Origin of the sequence: Kitasatospora sp. SC0581, from assembly GCF_048159585.1 — a bacterium.
In the GTDB taxonomy this organism is placed as follows: Bacteria; Actinomycetota; Actinomycetes; order Streptomycetales; family Streptomycetaceae; genus Kitasatospora.
On record NZ_JBLRWA010000019.1, the window covers coordinates 118,477 to 136,383 of the forward strand.

Sequence of the window (17,907 nt, forward strand, 5' to 3'; positions counted from 1 at the left end):
TCCTCTCAGCCGACGGCGTTCAGGAACGGGGCGGACACCGGCCGGACTGCGGGCCTCGCGAGCGGCCCGGGAAGCACGACGGGCTGCGCCGCCGCCCTTCTCTCGATCGCTTTGTCCACTTGCTTGTACGCGCCGTAGACGATCGAGGCCGCCTTCGCACTGGCCGTGACCTTCGCGGGATCGAGCGCCGACAAGCGGGACGCGACCTTGTCCGAGAAGACGCGGGCGACATTGGGCGCCCTTTCCGACTGGCTGAGCCAGCTCGCGCCTTTGGGTATCCACGTGGTGACGGCCTTGGTCGACATCGGAAGCCTGGCCATGGCGAGCGCGCTGCCGCCGGCGTTCGCGGCTCGGGTTCCCTTGGCGGCGGTGGCGAAGCCCTTGACCAGCCCGTAGCCGGGGATCAAGCCCAACGAGTCCAGTCCGAGGGTCATCCACGACACGTCCTTGCCACGGAGCTTGGCGATGCCGTGCCCGCTCAGCGCGCCCGCGCTCGTCAGCACGGCCCCGGCGACCAGCACCGGACCGAACGGGGTGAACAGCGCGGCGATCGTCAGTCCGGCCGAGATCATGGACAGGATGTCGGCATGGTCGGACAGGAAGTCCAACGACTTGTTCCAGGCCTTTTTCACGTTGTCCAGCATCCGCTTGAACAGGCCCGGGTCCGGCGGGTGGTGACGGGACGCCTCCACGATCGCCTTGGCGGCGGCCTCGGCCTTGTGCCGGTGGTCCTCCAGCTGCTTGTGGGCGCGCTTGATGACCTCGTCGAGCTGGTGGTGGCAGCGGGTGCTGGCCTCCCGGGCCGCGTCGAACTGCGCCTGGGCGCGGTTGATCACGTTGTCGGCGGTCTGCCCGCCGTTCTGCGCGTAGCCCTTCAGGGTGTTGCCGAGGGAGGTGACCTGGCCGTCCGTGTCGGCCAGCCGCGTGCGCAGCTCGACGGCTTCGGCCTCCATCGTGCGGCCGGTGGTGATCATGCCGGAGAGCTGGGTGTGCCAGGCCTTGAGGGCCCGCGAGCAGGCGGCCATCGACTCGTGGCCCTGGGTGAGGTACTTGGGCAGTTGGCCCAGCTTGTCGGCGAACTTGCGGGCCGCCTCGCCCTCCCAGGCGCCGCCGTCGGAGCCGATGCCGGCGAGTGCGCTCCGCAGTTCTTCCAGTTCCCGGGCTACGGCGTCGACGTCCGCGTACATCTTGGCGATGCCCGCCAGGTCCCCCGGGGCCGGGCAGAAGCCGAGGCCCGGCCAGTTCTTGTCACCCATGGTGGAGTCAGTCCCTGCTGCCGGCTGCGCTGTAGGCCTTCGCGACGCCCTGTTCGTTGTCCGAGTAGGCCTTGAGTGATTCGTCCAGGCCCTCGTGGAGGTTGTGGGCCAGCTTGCCCATCCGACCCATCGCTCCGTGCCAGTGGCGTTCGAAGCCCAGGCATGCCGAGTCGAGCCACGCGTTGCCGGTCTGGCGGGCGATCCCGGCGTTCTCCAGGCTCTTGGCGACCGTCTTCATGCGCTTGGCGCATTCGTCGAGTTGCTTGGACACCGTTCTCATCCGGTCCATGTCGATCTTGAATTGATCGGTCAACTCCCCATCCCCCCAAGGATTGTGACGCGGTGTGGAGCACCTGTTCGGTGAACCTAACCCATGGGAGGGCAAAGTTCAGGCCATGACCGGGAATTGGAGATCGCCGTTCCGCAATCCCGGCCGGGCGGGCACGAAAAAGCGGAGGGGCACCGGACGATGTCCGGTGCCCCTCCGCTCGGGCGGGAGCCGTTACGCCGGGCCGGCGACCACCGCGATCGGGGTGGTGACCGGGGTGCCGGAGCCGTCGCGGCGCGGGTCGCGCTCGGGCAGGTCGACCGGGGCGCCCTTGGCGGTGGCGGCGCGGGCCGGGGCGGCGCCGGCCCAGGCGAAGGCCAGGGCGTCCTCGCCGCGCAGGAAGCGCTGGCAGCGCACGCCGCCGGTGGCGCGGCCCTTGCGCGGGTACTGCTCGAACGGGGTGACCTTCCAGCTGGTCTGCTCGCCGTCGGAGAGCGTGCCCGTGGCCGTGGCCACCGAGACCACCACCGCGTCCGCCGCCGGGTCCACCGCCGTGAAGGACAGCACCCGCGTGCCGTCCGACAGCTTGATGCCCGCCATGCCGCCCGCCGGGCGGCCCTGCGGACGCACCTGGCCGGCCGGGTAGCGCAGCAGTTGGGCGTCGGAGGCGATGAAGACCAGGTCCTCCTCGCCGGTGCGCAGTTCGACCGCGCCCACCAGCTCGTCACCCTCCTTGAGGGCGATCACCTCGAACTCGTCCTTGTTCGCGGGCCACTCCGGCACCACCCGCTTCACCACGCCCTGCAGCGTGCCCAGCGCCAGCCCCGGCGAGGACTCGTCCAGGGTGGTCAGCGCCAGCGCCCGCTCCCCGTCCTCCAGTCGCAGGAACTCGCCCACCGCGGCCCCGCCCGCCAGCGTCGGCGACGGTGTCGGCGGCAGCGCCGGGAGGTCGATCACCGGCAGCCGCAGCACTCGGCCCGCGGACGTCACCACGCCGACGTCCGCCCGGGCCGTCGCGTGCACCGCCGAGACGATCACGTCGTGCTTCGCCCGCTTCTCCGACTCCTCGAACGGCTCGCCGTCCGCCGTCCGCGCCAGCAGGCCCGTCGACGACAGCAGCACCCGGCACGGGTCGTCCGCGACCTCCAGCGGCACGGCCAGCGCGGCGGAGGGCACCGCCCCCGCCTCCAGCAGCACCGTGCGCCGCTCGGTGCCGAACTGCTTGGACACCGCGCCCAGTTCGGACGACACCACGCTGCGCAGCTTGGTGTCCGACTCCAGGATCTCGGTCAGGTCCGCGATCTCGGAGGTCAGCTTCTCCTTCTCCTGCTCCAGCTCGACCCGGTCGAAGCGGGTCAGCCGCCGCAGCGGGGTGTCCAGGATGTACGCGGTCTGCGTCTCCGACAGCGAGAAGTGCTCCATCAGGCGTTCCTTCGCCTGCTGGGCGTTGTCACTCGACCGGATGATCGCGATGACCTCGTCGATGTCGAGCAGCGCCACCAGCAGGCCCTCGACCAGGTGCAGCCGCTCCTCGCGCTTGCGGCGGCGGAAGTCGCTGCGCCGGCGCACCACGGTGAAGCGGTGGTCGACGTAGACCTCCAGCAGCTCCTTGAGCCCCAGCGTCAGCGGCTGCCCGTCCACCAGCGCCACGTTGTTGATGCCGAAGGTCTCCTCCAGCGGCGTCAGCTTGTACAGCTGCTCCAGCAGCGCCTCCGGCACGAAGCCGTTCTTCACCTCGATGACCAGCCGCAGCCCGTGCTCGCGGTCGGTCAGGTCCTTGACGTCCGCGATGCCCTGGAGCTTCTTCGCGTTGACCAGGTCCTTGATCTTCGAGATGACCTTCTCCGGGCCGACGTTGTACGGCAGCTCGGTGACCACGATGCCCTTGCGGCGGGCCGTCACCGCCTCCACCGTCGTCGTCGCCCGGATCTTGAACGTGCCGCGGCCCGACTCGTACGCGTCCCGGATGCCCGACAGGCCCACGATCCGCCCGCCGGTCGGCAGGTCCGGACCGGGCACGAACCGCATCAGCGTGTCCAGGTCCGCGTTCGGGTGCTTGATCAGGTGCCGGGCCGCGGCCACCACCTCGGACAGGTTGTGCGGCGGCATGTTCGTCGCCATGCCGACCGCGATGCCCGTCGCGCCGTTCACCAGCAGGTTGGGGAACGCGGCCGGCAGCGCCAGCGGCTCCTGCTCGCTGCCGTCGTAGTTGGGGCCGAAGTCGACGGTGTCCTCGTGGATCGACTCCACCATCGCCATCGAGGCGGCCGTCAGCCGCGACTCGGTGTAGCGCATCGCGGCCGGCGGGTCGTCGTTGCCCAGCGAACCGAAGTTGCCGTGCCCGTCGATCAGCGGCAGCCGCATCGAGAACGGCTGCGCCATGCGCACCACCGAGTCGTAGATCGACTGGTCGCCGTGCGGGTGCAGCCGGCCCATCACCTCGCCCACCACGCGGGCGCACTTCACGTGCGCGCGCTCCGGGCGCAGGCCCATCTCGTTGGCCTGGTACAGGATCCGGCGGTGCACCGGCTTCAGGCCGTCCCGCGCGTCGGGCAGTGCACGCGAGTAGATCACCGAGTAGGCGTACTCCAGGAAGGAGCCCTGCATCTCGTCCACGACGTCGACGTCGAGGATCCGCTCCTCGAAGTCTCCGGGCGGCGGGGTCTGCGAACTGCGGCGGGCCATCGCGGCGGGGCTCCCTTACGTGTCGCTGGCTGTGTCTCGGTCGGTCGCCGAACGCCGGGGGGCGGTCGTCGCTCGTCTCCGCACCGTCCCGCCGCCGGACCCGTCAACCGGGTGCCGTCGACAGGGCGCGGCGCCCCCATTGTGGACCCTCGGGCCGACACTCCCGGTCAGCGGCCCTCTTCCGCCCCTGGCGAACGGCCCCGTCCGCGCGGACACGAACACGGCTCCCGCACGTTGCACCACAATGGGGGACGCCACACGAACCCCCGACATCGACGACGGGAAGGACCCGAGCGCATGGCCAACCCGGCCCCCGCCTCCAGCCGAGGCATCGCCATCACCGAGCACCGCCTGGCCAACGGCCTGCGCGTAGTCCTCTCCGAGGACCACCTGACCCCGGTCGCCGCCGTCTGCCTCTGGTACGACGTGGGCTCCCGGCACGAGGTCAAGGGCCGCACCGGCCTCGCCCACCTCTTCGAGCACCTGATGTTCCAGGGCTCGGCCAACGTCACCAACAACGGGCACTTCGAGCTCGTCCAGGGCGCCGGCGGCTCGCTCAACGGCACCACCAGCTTCGAGCGCACCAACTACTTCGAGACCATGCCCGCCCACCAGCTGGAGCTCGCGCTCTGGCTGGAGGCCGACCGGATGGGTTCGCTGCTCGCCGCGCTCGACGAGACGTCCATGGAGAACCAGCGCGACGTCGTCAAGAACGAGCGCCGCCAGCGTTATGACAACGTCCCGTACGGCACCGCCTTCGAGAAGCTCACCGCGCTCTCCTTCCCCGACGGCCACCCGTACCACCACACCCCGATCGGCTCCATGGCCGACCTCGACGCGGCCACCCTGGAGGACGCCCGGACGTTCTTCCGGACGTACTACGCGCCCAACAACGCGGTCCTCTCGATCGTCGGCGACATCGACCCCGAGCAGACCGTCGCCTGGGTCGAGAAGTACTTCGGCTCCATCCCCGCGCACGACGGCAAGCAGCCCCCGCGCTCGGGCGAGCTCCCCGAGACGATCGGCCGCGAGATCCGCGGGGACGTCCACGAGGACGTCCCCTCCCGCGCCCTGATGGCCGCCTACCGCCTCCCGCACGACGGCACCCGCGAGGCCGACGCCGCCGACCTCGCCCTCACCATCCTCGGCAGCGGCGAGTCCAGCCGCCTCTACAACCGGCTGGTCCGCCGCGACCGCACCGCCGTCGCCGCCGGCTTCGGCCTGCTGAGGCTGGCCGGCGCCCCCAGCCTCGGCTGGCTCGACGTCAAGACCTCCGGCGACGCCACCATCGAGCAGATCGGCACCGCCGTCGACGAGGAGCTCGCCCGCTTCGCCGCCGAGGGCCCCACCGCCGAGGAGCTCGAACGCGCCCAGGCCCAGATCGAGCGCGAGTGGCTCGACCGGCTCACCACCGTCGCCGGCCGGGCCGACGAACTGTGCCGCTACGCCGTCCTGTTCGGCGACCCGGAGCTGCTCAACGACGCCCTCCCCAAGGTCCTCGACGTCACCGCCGAGGAGGTCCAGGCCATCGCCAAGGCCCGGCTCCACCCCGACAACCGGGCCGTCCTCGCCTACGAGCCGACCGCCGCCGCCGAGACCGACGCCGACTCCGGCGCCGCTTCCGAAGAGGAGGGTGCCGCCGTATGAGCACCGACTACGTCCCCGCCATGACCTTCCACCCGCAGCCCCGGCCGGGCACGCCCAGCCCCTGGGACTTCCCCGCCCCCGAGCGGGCCGCCCTCGGCAACGGCATCACCGTCCTGCACTGCCACCGGCCCGGCCAGCAGCTGGTCGCCGTCGAGGTCCTGCTCGACGTCCCGCTCGCCGCCGAGCCCGAGGGCCTCGACGGCGTCGCCGGCATCCTCGCCCGCGCCTTCAGCGAGGGCACCGACACCCTCAGCGCCGAGGAGTACGCCGCCGAGCTGGAGCGCGCCGGCGCCACCCTCGACACGCACGCCGACCACCCGTGCATCCGGATCTCCCTGGAGGTCCCCGCCTCCCGGCTCCAGCGCGGCCTGTCCCTGCTCGCCGACGCCCTGCGCGCCCCGGCCCTGCCCGAGGCGGAGATCGAGCGGCTGGTCGCCAACCGCCTGGACGAGATCGTCCACGAGCAGGCCAACCCCGCCCGGCGCGCCGCCAAGGCCCTGTACGCCGAGCTCTTCGACGCCGCCGACCGGCTCTCCCGGCCCCGCGCCGGCACCGCCGACACCGTCAAGTCGATCGACCGCGCCGCCGTCAAGGCCTTCTACGACGGCCACGTGCGCCCCGCGACCAGCACCGTCGTGGTGGTCGGCGACCTCACCGGCGTCGACCTGCCCGCGCTGCTGGAGAGCACCCTCGGCACCTGGACCGGAACGGCCGCCGAGCCGTCCGTCCACGCCCCGGTCACCGGCGACGACCACGGCCGCGTCGTCATCGTGGACCGCCCCGGCTCCGTCCAGACCCAGCTGCTCATCGGCCGGATCGGACCCGACCGCCACGACCCGGTCTGGGCCGCCCAGACCCTCGGCACCTACTGCCTCGGCGGCACCCTCACCTCCCGCCTGGACCGCGTCCTGCGCGAGGAGAAGGGCTACACCTACGGCGTGCGCGCCTTCGCCCAGCCGCTGCGCTCGGCCGCCGACGGCAGCGGGCGCGCCATGCTCGCCATCAGCGGCTCGGTGGACACCGCCTCCACCGCCCCCGCGCTGGCCGACACCTGGGTCATCCTGCGCACCCTCGCCGCCGAGGGCCTCACCGACGCCGAGCGCGACGAGGCCGTGCAGTTCCTGGTCGGCGTCGCCCCGCTGAAGTACGAGACCGCGGGCTCGGTCGCCGGCACCCTGGCCGACCAGGTCGAGCAGTACCTGCCGGACGACTACCAGGCCGAGGTCTACCGGCAGCTCGCCGAACTGCCCACCGCCGCCGCCACCGAGGCGGTCGTCGCGGCCTTTCCGCCGGACCGCCTGGTCACCGTCCTGGTCGGCGACGCCGCCGTGATCGCCGACGACGTGCGGGCGCTCGGCATCGGCGAGGTCACCGTCGTCAGCTGACGGCCCCTCCCGGAACACCCTCCGGCCCGGTGGAGCACCCGCTCCGCCGGGCCGGACGCGTTTTTAAATCCGTTGCGGGCCGCGCCCGTTCCGTGGATAGATGTTCCCCGACGCACAGCACGTGCGAACTGCGACGAAGGAAGGGAGGCGGTCACCATGCGGGTCGAGCAAGCCATACGACGCTCCCCGAGGCCGTATCCCTGCACCGTCGCCCCGGGCGCCTGAGCCCCACCCCCCCTGAACTTCCCCGAGCCGCGCCGGGATTCCTCGCGCGGCACCACCTTCCCCGAACCACCCGACCTCTGGAGGTCGTTCACCCATGTCGTACACCGAGGTACCCGGCGTCCGCGTCCCGATCCGGATGTGGACCGACCCGGCCACCGTCGAGGGCCAGGCCCTCCAGCAGCTGCGCAACATCAGCTCGCTGCCCTGGCTGCACGGCCTCGCCGTGATGCCCGACGTCCACCTGGGCAAGGGCGCGACGGTCGGCTCCGTCATCGCCATGAAGGACGCGGTCTGCCCGGCGGCCGTCGGCGTCGACATCGGCTGCGGGATGAGCGCGGTGAAGACCTCGCTCACCGCCAAGGACCTCCCGGACGACCTCTCCGGCCTGCGCCGCGAGATCGAGCGGGCCATCCCGGTCGGCCGCGGCCTGCACACCGACCCGGTGGACCCGTCCAAGCTGCACGGCTTCCGCACGGCGGGCTGGGACGACTTCTGGCAGCGCTTCGACGGCATCGCGGAGGACGTCAAGTGGCGGCGCGAGCGGGCGATGCAGCAGATGGCGACGCTCGGCGGAGGAAATCACTTCATAGAACTGTGCGTTGATACGACTGACGCGGTCTGGCTGATGCTGCACTCCGGATCGCGCAACATCGGCAAGGAGCTGGCCGAGCACCACATGGGCGTCGCCCGCTCGCTGCCGCACAACCAGGGCCTGATCGACCAGGACCTCGCGGTCTTCCTCGCGAAGACCCCGGAGATGGGTGCCTACCGGCAGGACCTCTTCTGGGCCCAGGAGTACGCGAAGCTCAACCGCGCGCTGATGATGGCGCTCTTCCAGGACGTCGTCCGTCGGGAGTTCACCAAGGCCGGGGTGACCTTCGACGAGGTCATCAGCTGCCACCACAACTACGTGTCGGAGGAGCGGTACGACGGCGTCGACCTGCTGGTGACCCGCAAGGGCGCGATCCGGGCCGGCTCCGGCGATCTCGGGATCATCCCCGGCTCGATGGGGACGGGTTCCTACATCGTCCGCGGCCTGGGCAACGCGTCGTCGTTCAACTCGGCCTCGCACGGCGCCGGCCGCAAGATGAGCCGCAACGCCGCGAAGAAGCGGTTCACCACCCAGGACCTGGTCGAGCAGACCAAGGGCGTGGAGTGCCGCAAGGACGGCGGCGTGGTGGACGAGATCCCGGGCGCCTACAAGAACATCGAGAAGGTCATCGAGCAGCAGAAGGACCTCGTCGAGGTGGTCGCGCACCTCAAGCAGGTCGTCTGCGTCAAGGGCTGACCAGGCCGGCCGGAGCACGGCGGCCGGAAAGCCGATCGGGGTGCCGCCGGAATCCGGCGGCACCCCGATCGGGTGCGTGCTGCGCGGCTCAGGCCGCGGCGGGGAGCTCGTCGAGGCCCTCGGAGACGAGCTTGGCGAGGCGGTCGAGCGCGTCGTCGGCGTTCTCGGCGTCGGAGGCGAGGATGACCTCGTCGCCGCCCTGGGCGCCCAGGCCGAGGAGGCCGAGCATGGAGGCGGCGTTGACCGGGTTGCCGCCCGGCTTGGCGATGGTGATCGGCACGCCGGTGGCCGTGACGGCCCGGACGAAGACGGAGGCGGGACGGGCGTGCAGGCCCTCGGCCCAACCGATGGTGACGCGGCGCTCAGCCATGAGACGTGCCTTTCCGGTGAAGCTGGTCACGGCCGTGCTCGGTGAGCGGGGGGAAACGGCCATGTTGTCTAGACCAGTGTTGCACGCAGGCGGCCCCTGGGAACCGCAGCGTTCAGGACTTGTGATTGTTTCTTTTCGGGGCATAAACCCCGGTCGACGGCCCTGTCCACCCTGCCGTGAGCACGCGCCCGGCGCCATTCGGCTCGCCGCCGGATAACCTGACGAATGTGGAAGACCCCGCGGTGGCGAAGCCCGCGCAACCCGACTATCCGCAGCACTGGGAAGCGGACATCCTGCTGCGTGACGGAGGTACGGCCCGGATCCGGCCGATCACCCCCGACGACGCCGGACGGCTCGTGGAGTTCTACGGGCAGGTGTCGGACCAGTCCAAGTACTTCCGGTTCTTCGCCCCCTATCCGCGGCTCTCCGACAAGGACGTCCGCCGCTTCACCCACCACGACTTCGTGAACCGGGTGGGCCTCGCGGTGGTGGTCCGCGACCGCTTCATCGCCACCGTCCGGTATGACCGGATCGACGCCGAGGGCCGCCCCTCCGAGACCGGCACCGACGCCGAGGTGGCCTTCCTGGTGCAGGACGCCCACCAGGGCCGCGGCGTGGCCTCCGCCCTGCTGGAGCACATCGCGGCGGTCGCGCAGGAGCGCGGCATCCGCCGCTTCCAGGCCGAAGTGCTGCCGGAGAACCGGAAGATGGTGAAGGTCTTCACCGACGCCGGCTACACCCAGCACCGCAGCTTCGCCGACGGCGTGGTGCACCTGGAGTTCGACCTGGAGCAGACCGACCGCTCGCTCGCCGTGATGCGCGCCCGCGAGCACCGCGCCGAGGCGCGCTCGGTGCAGCGCCTGCTCACCCCGCGCTCGGTGGCGGTGATCGGGGTCTCCCGCACCCCGCAGACCGTCGGCCGGGCCATCCTGCGCGACCTGCTGGGGGACGAGGCCCCGGCCGACCGCCCGGTGTACGCGGTGAACCGCAACGCCGCGCCCGGCACCGAGCTGGACGGCGTCCCGGTCCACCGTTCGATTCTGGACATTCCCGGGCCGGTGGACCTCGCGGTGATCGCCGTCCCCGAGGGCGCCGTCCCGGCCGCCGTCGCCGAGTGCGGCGCCCACGGGGTGCAGGGCCTGGTGGTGGTCACCGCCGGCTACGCGGAGACCGGTCCGGAGGGCCGGGACCGGCAGCGCGCGCTGGTCCGCCAGGCCCGCGCGGCCGGCATGCGGGTGATCGGCCCGAACGCCTTCGGCCTGATCAACACCGACCCCGAGCGCCCGCTGAACGCCTCGCTCGCCCCGCGCCTGCCCGGCCGCGGCGGCTTCGGGATCTTCTGCCAGTCCGGCGCGATCGGCGTGGCCCTGCTGGAGGCCTCCCACAAGCGCGGCCTCGGCGTCTCCTCCTTCGCCTCGGTCGGCAACCGTTCCGACGTCTCCGGCAACGACTTCCTCCAGTACTGGGCCGAGGACGAGGCCACCCAGGTGGTGCTGCTGTACCTGGAGTCCTTCGGCAACCCGCGCAAGTTCACCCGGATCGCCCGCCGGCTGGCCGCCGTCAAGCCGGTCGTGGTGGTCAAGGGCGCCCGGCACACCGGCAGCCTGCCGCCCGGCCACGCCGTCCCCGCCACCGCCACCGGCCTGCGCGACGCCACCGTGGACGCGCTGTTCGAGCAGGCGGGCGTCATCCGGGTGTCGACCATCACCGAGCTGTACGACACCGGCGAGCTGCTGGCCCAGCAGCCGCTGCCGCCGGGGAACCGGGTCGCGGTGGTCGGCAACTCCGACTCGCTCGGCCTGCTCACCTACGACGCCCTGCTGAGCGCCGGCCTGCGCCCGTGCACGCCCGTCGACCTCACCACCGCCGCGACCGGCGAGAACTTCCGGATCGCCCTGGACGTCGCGCTCGCCGATCCGGCCGTGGACGCGGTGATCGCCGTCGCCATCCCGCCGATCGGCACCTCCGCCCACGCCTTCATGGGCGGCCGGCTGACCGGCGAGGACGACCCCGCGATGGGCTCGGACGACCCGGAGATCGCCGCCGCGCTGCTCGAAGCCGGTGGCCGCGCCCGGGAGCTGGGCAAGCCGCTGCTGCTCACCCACCTGGCGCTGACCGACCTGCCGGTCCGGCTGCGCCCCGGCGGCATCCCCGCGTACGCGGCGCCCGAGCGGGCCGTGCACGCCCTCGCCCACGCCGTGCACTACGCGCAGTGGCGCCGCCGCACGGCCGCGGCGGAGGAGACGGCGCGCGTCCCCGAGCTGGACCGGATCGACGAGCCCGGCGCCCGCCGGCTGGTGGAGGCGGCGCTGAGCACCCGGGCCGCCGTCGCCGCACGCACCCAGCCCGGCGGCGCCCGGATCACCCTGTCCGAGGCCGAGGCGCAGGAGCTGCTGGCCCGCTACGGGATCGACGTCTCGCCGGTGCGGCCGGCCCCGGACGAGGAGGCCGCCGTCGCGGCCGCCGCGGCGCTCGGCTACCCGGTGGCCCTCAAGGCGACCGCCCCGCACCTGCGCCACCGCCCCGACCTGGGCAGCGTCCGGCTGGACCTGACCGACGAGGCGGGCCTGCGCCGCGCCCACCGCGAGCTGGACGCGCTGCTCGGCGGCGCCGCGCAGGCCGAGCTGGTGGTCCAGCGGATGGCGCCGCGCGGCGTGGACACCGTGATCGCCGCCACGGTGGACCCGGCGGTCGGCGCGATCCTCTCCTTCGGCCTGGCCGGCGCCCCGGCCGAACTGCTGGGCGACACCGCGCACCGACTGGTTCCGGCCACCGACCAGGACGTCGCCGGGCTGATCCGGGAGGTGCGGGCGGCGCCGCTGCTGTTCGGCTGGCGCGGCGCCGAGTCGGTGGACACCGACGCGCTGGAGGAACTGCTGCTACGGGTGTCGCAGCTGGTGGACGACGTGCCGGAGATCGCCTCGGTGGATCTCGAACCGGTGGTCGTGGCCCCGCACGGACTGGCGATCCTGGGGGCGCGGGTGCGGGTGGCGCCGCTGCCGGTCCGCAGCGATCTGGGCCCGCGCGCGATGAGCACGCTGTAACCTTCCTTGGTTGCGCCCTGCCCGGGCGCTGTTGTCCGAAGCTCGGCGCCGTGCCGCCCGCTTCGTCGGCGGACCATGCCAGGATGGAGATATGGCGAAGACCGGTACCACCACCACTCAGGACCTGCGCTCGGCTATCGAGCGCAGCGGCTACTACCCGGCCCTGGTGTCCGAGGCGGTCGAGTCCGCGGTGGGCCCGGAGCCGATCAGCTCCTACCTGGTGCACCAGGAGACGACCTTCGACGCCAACGAGGTGCGCCGGCACGTCACGGTGCTGGTCCTCACCCCGACCCGGTTCGTGGTGAGCCACACGGACGAGCAGTCCGGGGCCGAGGGCAGCCCGGCGGTGCCGTTCGCGACGACCTCGACGGAGAGCGTCCGGCTGGACCGGATCGGTTCGGTGGTGGTGAGCCGGATGGTGGCGAACCCGGAGACGTACACCCCGGGCACCCTGCCGCGCGAGGTGGTGCTGACGATCGGCTGGGGCGCGGTGCAGCGCCTGGACCTGGAGCCGGCCGGCTGTTCGGACCCGAACTGCGAGGCCGACCACGGCTACACCGGCTCGGCCACGGCCGACGACCTCTCCCTGCGGGTGAGCGAGGCCGGCGACGGCCCGGAGACGGTGTCCCAGGCGCTGGTGTTCGCCCGGGCGCTGTCCGACGCGACGATCAGCACCGGCCCGCGGGTCTGAGTTCCGCCGCTTCCGACCGACCGCACCGCTACGAATCCGGTTCCATGTCCTTCGTTCCTGCCGACGGCTACGACGCCTTCGAGATCCTTGACCCGGCCACGGCCCCCGCGCCCCCGTACGGCAGTGGTTCGCTGTGCGACCTGCTGCCCTCGGTGGCGGCGGGGCTGGGCGTCCCCGGGTTCACCGCGACGCTCCCGATCGCCCCGGCGGACCGGGTGGTGGTGTTCCTGGTGGACGGCCTGGGCTGGGAGCTGCTGCTGCGCCACCCCGAGTACGCGCCGTTCCTGTCCTCGCTGGCCGGGAGCTCGATGGGGGGCAGCGGCCGTCCGCTGACCGCGGGCTTCCCGTCCACCACGGCGACCTCGCTGGCCTCGGTCGGCACCGGTACGCCGCCGGGCCTGCACGGCCTGGCCGGGTACACGGTGGCGGTGCCGGGCGCCGGCTACCTGATGAACCAGCTGCGCTGGCAGCCGCCGACCGAGCCGCACGCCTGGCAGCCGTACCCGACGGTCTTCGAGCGCACCCACCAGGCCGGGGTGGCGACCGCGCAGGTCTCCTCCCCGCTGTTCGCCCAGACCCCGCTGACCAGGGTGGCGCTGTCCGGCGGCACCTTCCTCGGCCGCACCACGGGCGAGGAGCGGATGGACCTGGCGGCCTCCTGGCTGGCCGAGCACGACCGGGCGCTGGTGTACACGTACGTCAGCGAGCTGGACGGCGCGGGCCACCGCTTCGGCGTGGACTCGGACGAGTGGCGGATGACGCTGGACGCGGTGGACCGGCTGGCCCGCCGGCTGGCCGCGCAGCTGCCGCCGCGTTCGGCGATGTACGTGACGGCCGACCACGGCATGATCGACATCGCGCCGGAGGACCGGATCGACTTCGACGAGGACTGGGAGCTGGGCGCCGGCGTCGCCCTGCTCGGCGGCGAGGGCCGGGCCCGGCACGTGTACGCGGTGCCGGGGGCCGCGGCCGACGTGCACGCGGTCTGGAGTGAGGTGCTGGGCGACCGGATGTGGGTGGCCACCCGGGACCAGGCGATCGCGGCGGGCTGGTTCGGTCCGGCCGTGGACGAGCGGGTGTACGCGCGGATCGGCGACGTGGTCGCCGCGGCGCGCGACGACATCGCGATCACCGCCTCCCGCAACGAGCCCGGCGAGTCCGCGATGATCGGTCTGCACGGTTCGATGACCCCGGTCGAGCAGTTCGTGCCGCTGCTCGAAGTCCGCGGCTGAGCCGCTCGATCGACTCTTCTGCGCCCGAATTCCCTTGATGTGAAAGGCCCTTGCTCCACCCATGGCTGAACTGGTGTTCTTCTCGGGCACGATGGACTGCGGCAAGTCGACGCTGGCGCTGCAGATGGACCACAACCACACCGCGCGCGGCCGGCAGGGCGTGATCCTCACCCGCAACGACCGGGCGGGCGCGGCGACGATCTCCAGCCGGCTGGGCCTGCGCGCCGACGCGGTCGAGGTGACGGACGACTTCGACTTCCACGCGCACGTGGTGCACCGGCTGTCGGCCGGCGGCCGGGTGGACTACCTGATCTGCGACGAGGCCCAGTTCTTCGCCGCCGAGCAGGTCGACCAGCTGGCCCGGGTGGTGGACGAACTGGACATCGACGTCTACACCTTCGGGATCACCACCGACTTCCGCACCCGGCTGTTCCCGGGCTCGCAGCGGCTGATCGAGCTGGCCGACCGGGTGGAGGTGCTCCAGGTCGAGGCGCTCTGCTGGTGCGGTGCGCGGGCCACCCACAACGCCCGGACGGTCGGCGGGGTGATGGTCGTCGAGGGCGCCCAGGTGGTGATCGGCGACATCTCGGTGGACCGGGACGAGGTCGGCTACGAGGTGCTGTGCCGCCGCCACCACCGCCGCCGGCTGACCGCCGCGACGGCGCACGCCTCGGTGCTCTCCCCGGACGTGCTGCCCTTCGAGGAGCAGCAGGCCTGAGAGCCGGGGCCCTAGGGAAGCACCTCCAGGACGGAGAAGTGCCCGCCCTGCGGGTCGGCCAGCCGGGCGGCGCGGCCGCGGGCGGTGTCGTGCGGTTCGACCAGGACCCGGCCGCCGAGTCCGAGGGTGTGCCGGGCGGTCAGTTCGGCGTCGCGGACCACGAAGTGGGTGCGCCAGCGCGGCGGGTGGCCGCGCAGCTCGGCGCGGTGCCGGATGCCGGCGACCGGCCGGCCGTCCACCAGCAGCGCGGTCTCCTCCGGGCCGGAGCGGACCGGGCGGTCGAGGACGGTGGAGTAGAAGCCGGCGGCGCCCTCCGCGTCGGGGGTGAGCAGTTCGGCCCAGGCCGGGGCGCCCGGTTCGCGGCCGGCCTCCCGGCCGAGGTGCTCCTCGCCCTGCCAGAGGCCGAAGACCGCGCCGGAGACGTCGGCGGCGATGGCCATCCGCCCGGCGCGCTCGGCCTGGAGCGGCCCGACGGCGACGGTTCCGCCGCACTCGCGGACCAGTTGGGCGGTGCGGTCGGCGTCGTCCACGGCGAAGTAGGTGGTCCACTGCACCGGGAAGCCGGTGGCGGTGGAGACGCCGAGGCCGGCCACTGGTGCCCCGTCGAGCTCGGCCCGGACGTAGTCGCCGAGCTGGCCGGGCCCGGGCGTGTACGTCCAGCCGAGCAGGGCGCCGTAGAAGGCGCGGGCGCCGGGCAGGTCGTCGGTCAGCAGGCTGACCCAGCAGGGCGTGCCCTGGGCCAGTCGGAGTTCCACCGCGGGCAATGCGGGCCTCCTCGTGGGTGGTTGGCGCACGGAAATCCTCGCGCGCGAGGGTGATGCTTCCACCCTGGCGGGCGCCCAACCCTCGGGCCGCGCGGAAAGTCCGGCAAAGACCCCACAAAGAGCGACGGGTCGGGCGTGTCCTGCGGATTCCCGCCGGATTCGCGTCGGATTCCGCCGGGTCCGGGGGCGGCGGGAATCCCGATCACCCGCCGCCGGGGCGGCGCTGCGCGACAATGGCCGCCATGACCACCACCTACAACGACGGTTCCCCGCTGATCTCCGCGGCCGGGCTGCGGGAGGCGCTGGCCTCCGCGCTGCCGCCGGTGCTGCTGGACGTGCGCTACCAGCTGGTCGGTGCCGCGCCGGGCGGCCCGACCGCGGCCGAGGAGTACCGGGCCGGCCACCTGCCCGGCGCCCACTTCGTGGAGCTGGACCGGGACCTGGCGGCCCCGCCCGGCGCCCCCGGCCGGGGCGGGCGCCACCCGCTGCCGGACCCGGAGGAGTTCGGCGCGGCGATGCGCCGCTTCGGGGTGAGCGCGGGGCGCCCGGTCGTGGTGTACGACGGCGCGGCCTCGATGGCGGCGGCCCGGGCCTGGTGGCTGCTGCGCTGGGCAGGGCACCGGGACGTCAGGGTGCTGGACGGCGGCTTCGCGGCCTGGCAGGCGGCCGGGCTGCCGGTGACGGCCGAGCTGCCGGAGCCCGGCGAGGGCGACTTCAAGCCGGTGCCGGGGCAGCTGCCGACGGTGGACGGGGACGGCGCCGCGGCCTGGGCCCGCCGCGGCCTGCTGCTGGACGCCCGGTCCGGGGAGCGCTACCGGGGCGAGACCGAGCCGGTGGACCCGCGGGCCGGGCACATCCCGGGCGCGGTCTCGGCGCCGACGGCCGACAACGTGGGCCCGGACGGCCGGTTCCGGCCGGCCGCCGAGCTGGCCGCCCGGTTCCGTGGGCTGGGCGCGGGGGAGCGGGAGACGGCGGTGTACTGCGGCTCGGGCGTGACGGCGGCGCACCAGGTCCTGGCGCTGGAGGTGGCGGGCCTGCCGGCCGCGCTGTACCCGGGCTCGTGGAGCGAGTGGTCGAGCGACGGGGCGCGCCCGGTGGCGGTCACCGACCAGCCGGGCTGATCTCCCCGGGCATGTCGAAGGGGCGGGAGGCCGAGCCTCCCGCCCCTTCGACGTCGCTACTCCTGCTTCTTGCGCCGGCTGCCGAAGACGATCTCGTCCCAGCTGGGCACGGTGGCCCGGCGACCGGGCCGGACGCCGTCCGCCTCGGCCTGCCGGTCGGTGGTGCCGACCAGGCGCTCGCGGTGCGGGGCGACGGCGCGCGGCATCAGGATGTCGGCGTAGGCCGAGCCCGCGCCGACCGCCGGGGCGGCGGCCGCCGCGGCCGACTCCTCGGTCTCCTCGGCGACCTCCGCGGGCACCGGCTCGATCGGGGCGGGGGCGCCGACGGCGAGGTCGCCGCGGAAGGCGGGGACCACGTCGAGCAGGCTGGTCAGCGAGTCCCGGGCGTCGGCGGTGGCCTCCCGCGACTCGCGGACCTCGCGGGACGACATGATGCGGTCGGCCGAGGGCCGGTCGATCATCGGGCGGGGCGGCCGGTCCTGGGGGAGCCGGGCGATCCGCGGGATGAACGGGAAGACCGACTCCTCCTCGCGCTCGACGTTCTCGCCGATCAGCGCGCGGGCCTCGTCGTCGTTGGGCTGGACCAGGCGCCGGGGCGGGTCGTACGTCCAGGAGGCGCTGCGGCCCTCGCCGTCGGCCCGGTAGGAGAGGATGACCTCCCAGGTGCCGTCGTCGCGCCGCCAGGAGTCCCAGCGCTCGGTCTCCTTCTCGGCGCCGCGCAGCGCGAGCCGCTCGGCGACGGCCTCGCCGAGCTGCGGGCCGGGGGACTCGCCGTTGCGGCGGATGGCGGTCTTGCGGGCGCGCTCGGCCATGAAGGCGCGCTCGGCGAGCACCGGGCCCTCGAAGCGGCGGACGCGGTCGACGGAGATCCCGGCGGCCTGGGCGACCTCCTCCGCGGAGGCACCGGCTCGTATCCGCGCCTGGATGTCCCGGGGGCGGAGGTGGCTCTCGACCTCGATCTCGATCTGGCCGAGGCGCGGCCGGTCGCCACGGATGGCGGCGCGCAGCCGTTCGTCGATGGGAAGGGTGTACTCCGTGCTGTCGGCAGCCTTGAGCACCAGCCGTGTGCCGTCGTTGCTGACGGCCACAACCCGCAGTTCGGGCACGGTTACCTCCCGGGTGGTGCCTGCCGACGTCACCTGCGTCGCTGCTCCCGTACTGAGTGTGGCCTGCCCACTCGCGACTGGCCACAACCTTGCTGAGTTCCCCGGCG

Annotated in this window: 14 protein-coding genes; 8 read left to right on the forward strand and 6 right to left on the reverse strand. The window is 73.2% G+C overall.

The features are described from left to right. Positions 1 to 5: 5 nt before the first annotated feature. The 3 genes from ACLWS4_RS25510 to ACLWS4_RS25520 all read right to left on the reverse strand — a co-directional run bounded on the left by ACLWS4_RS25510 (position 6) and on the right by ACLWS4_RS25520 (position 4,209). Positions 6 to 1,256, reverse strand: coding sequence for a hypothetical protein (locus tag ACLWS4_RS25510; RefSeq protein ID WP_416875306.1), 1,251 nt, complete (start codon positions 1,254 to 1,256; stop codon positions 6 to 8). Between the two features lie 7 nt (positions 1,257 to 1,263). Further along, on the reverse strand, positions 1,264 to 1,569 hold the full coding sequence (locus ACLWS4_RS25515) for a hypothetical protein (RefSeq protein WP_416875307.1): 306 nt from the start codon (positions 1,567 to 1,569) through the stop codon (positions 1,264 to 1,266). A 189-nt stretch (positions 1,570 to 1,758) separates the two neighbouring features. Continuing rightward, complete coding sequence (locus ACLWS4_RS25520) at positions 1,759 to 4,209, reverse strand: DNA gyrase/topoisomerase IV subunit A (protein ID WP_074005662.1); 2,451 nt, start codon at positions 4,207 to 4,209, stop codon at positions 1,759 to 1,761. 297 nt (positions 4,210 to 4,506) lie between these two features. Between ACLWS4_RS25520 and ACLWS4_RS25525 the strand changes: the two genes are divergently transcribed. The 3 genes from ACLWS4_RS25525 to ACLWS4_RS25535 all read left to right on the forward strand — a co-directional run bounded on the left by ACLWS4_RS25525 (position 4,507) and on the right by ACLWS4_RS25535 (position 8,754). Then, a complete protein-coding gene (locus tag ACLWS4_RS25525) occupies positions 4,507 to 5,856 on the forward strand; it encodes a M16 family metallopeptidase (RefSeq protein WP_416875308.1) in 1,350 nt (449 codons plus the stop codon). 20 nt (positions 5,857 to 5,876) lie between these two features. Then, entirely contained in the window at positions 5,877 to 7,241 is a 1,365-nt protein-coding gene (locus ACLWS4_RS25530; RefSeq protein WP_074005706.1) for a M16 family metallopeptidase, read from the forward strand. 319 nt (positions 7,242 to 7,560) lie between these two features. Continuing rightward, positions 7,561 to 8,754, forward strand: a complete 1,194-nt coding sequence (locus ACLWS4_RS25535) for an RtcB family protein (RefSeq protein ID WP_416875309.1) — start codon at positions 7,561 to 7,563, stop codon at positions 8,752 to 8,754. Positions 8,755 to 8,842: 88 nt separating this feature from the next. Here the strand turns inward: ACLWS4_RS25535 and ACLWS4_RS25540 are convergent, their stop codons facing one another. Next, on the reverse strand, positions 8,843 to 9,124 hold the full coding sequence (locus tag ACLWS4_RS25540) for an HPr family phosphocarrier protein (protein ID WP_049653316.1): 282 nt from the start codon (positions 9,122 to 9,124) through the stop codon (positions 8,843 to 8,845). Between the two features lie 227 nt (positions 9,125 to 9,351). Here ACLWS4_RS25540 and ACLWS4_RS25545 point away from each other — a divergent pair, with 227 nt between their 5' ends. From ACLWS4_RS25545 to ACLWS4_RS25560, 4 genes are all read left to right on the forward strand, one after another. Continuing rightward, the gene (locus tag ACLWS4_RS25545; RefSeq protein WP_416875310.1) at positions 9,352 to 12,168 is read left to right on the forward strand and encodes a GNAT family N-acetyltransferase; all 2,817 of its coding nucleotides are present in this window, start codon (positions 9,352 to 9,354) and stop codon (positions 12,166 to 12,168) included. A 91-nt stretch (positions 12,169 to 12,259) separates the two neighbouring features. Further along, a complete protein-coding gene (locus ACLWS4_RS25550; protein WP_049653318.1) occupies positions 12,260 to 12,859 on the forward strand; it encodes a DUF5998 family protein in 600 nt (199 codons plus the stop codon). Positions 12,860 to 12,903: 44 nt separating this feature from the next. After that, positions 12,904 to 14,091: an alkaline phosphatase family protein gene (locus ACLWS4_RS25555; RefSeq protein WP_049653320.1), complete on the forward strand. Its 1,188-nt coding sequence runs from the start codon at positions 12,904 to 12,906 to the stop codon at positions 14,089 to 14,091. Between the two features lie 61 nt (positions 14,092 to 14,152). Then, positions 14,153 to 14,809 carry a thymidine kinase gene (locus tag ACLWS4_RS25560; protein WP_074005657.1) on the forward strand — a complete coding sequence of 219 codons (657 nt, stop codon included), beginning with the start codon at positions 14,153 to 14,155 and terminating at the stop codon, positions 14,807 to 14,809. 11 nt (positions 14,810 to 14,820) lie between these two features. On the opposite strand, the gene ACLWS4_RS25565 is transcribed toward ACLWS4_RS25560, so the two are convergent. After that, the gene (locus tag ACLWS4_RS25565; RefSeq protein ID WP_310593192.1) at positions 14,821 to 15,564 is read right to left on the reverse strand and encodes a VOC family protein; all 744 of its coding nucleotides are present in this window, start codon (positions 15,562 to 15,564) and stop codon (positions 14,821 to 14,823) included. 251 nt (positions 15,565 to 15,815) lie between these two features. Here ACLWS4_RS25565 and ACLWS4_RS25570 point away from each other — a divergent pair, with 251 nt between their 5' ends. Then, positions 15,816 to 16,694, forward strand: coding sequence for a sulfurtransferase (locus ACLWS4_RS25570; protein WP_380781260.1), 879 nt, complete (start codon positions 15,816 to 15,818; stop codon positions 16,692 to 16,694). A 56-nt stretch (positions 16,695 to 16,750) separates the two neighbouring features. On the opposite strand, the gene sepH is transcribed toward ACLWS4_RS25570, so the two are convergent. Further along, the gene (gene sepH / locus ACLWS4_RS25575) at positions 16,751 to 17,833 is read right to left on the reverse strand and encodes a septation protein SepH (protein ID WP_074005654.1); all 1,083 of its coding nucleotides are present in this window, start codon (positions 17,831 to 17,833) and stop codon (positions 16,751 to 16,753) included. Positions 17,834 to 17,907: the final 74 nt, after the last annotated feature.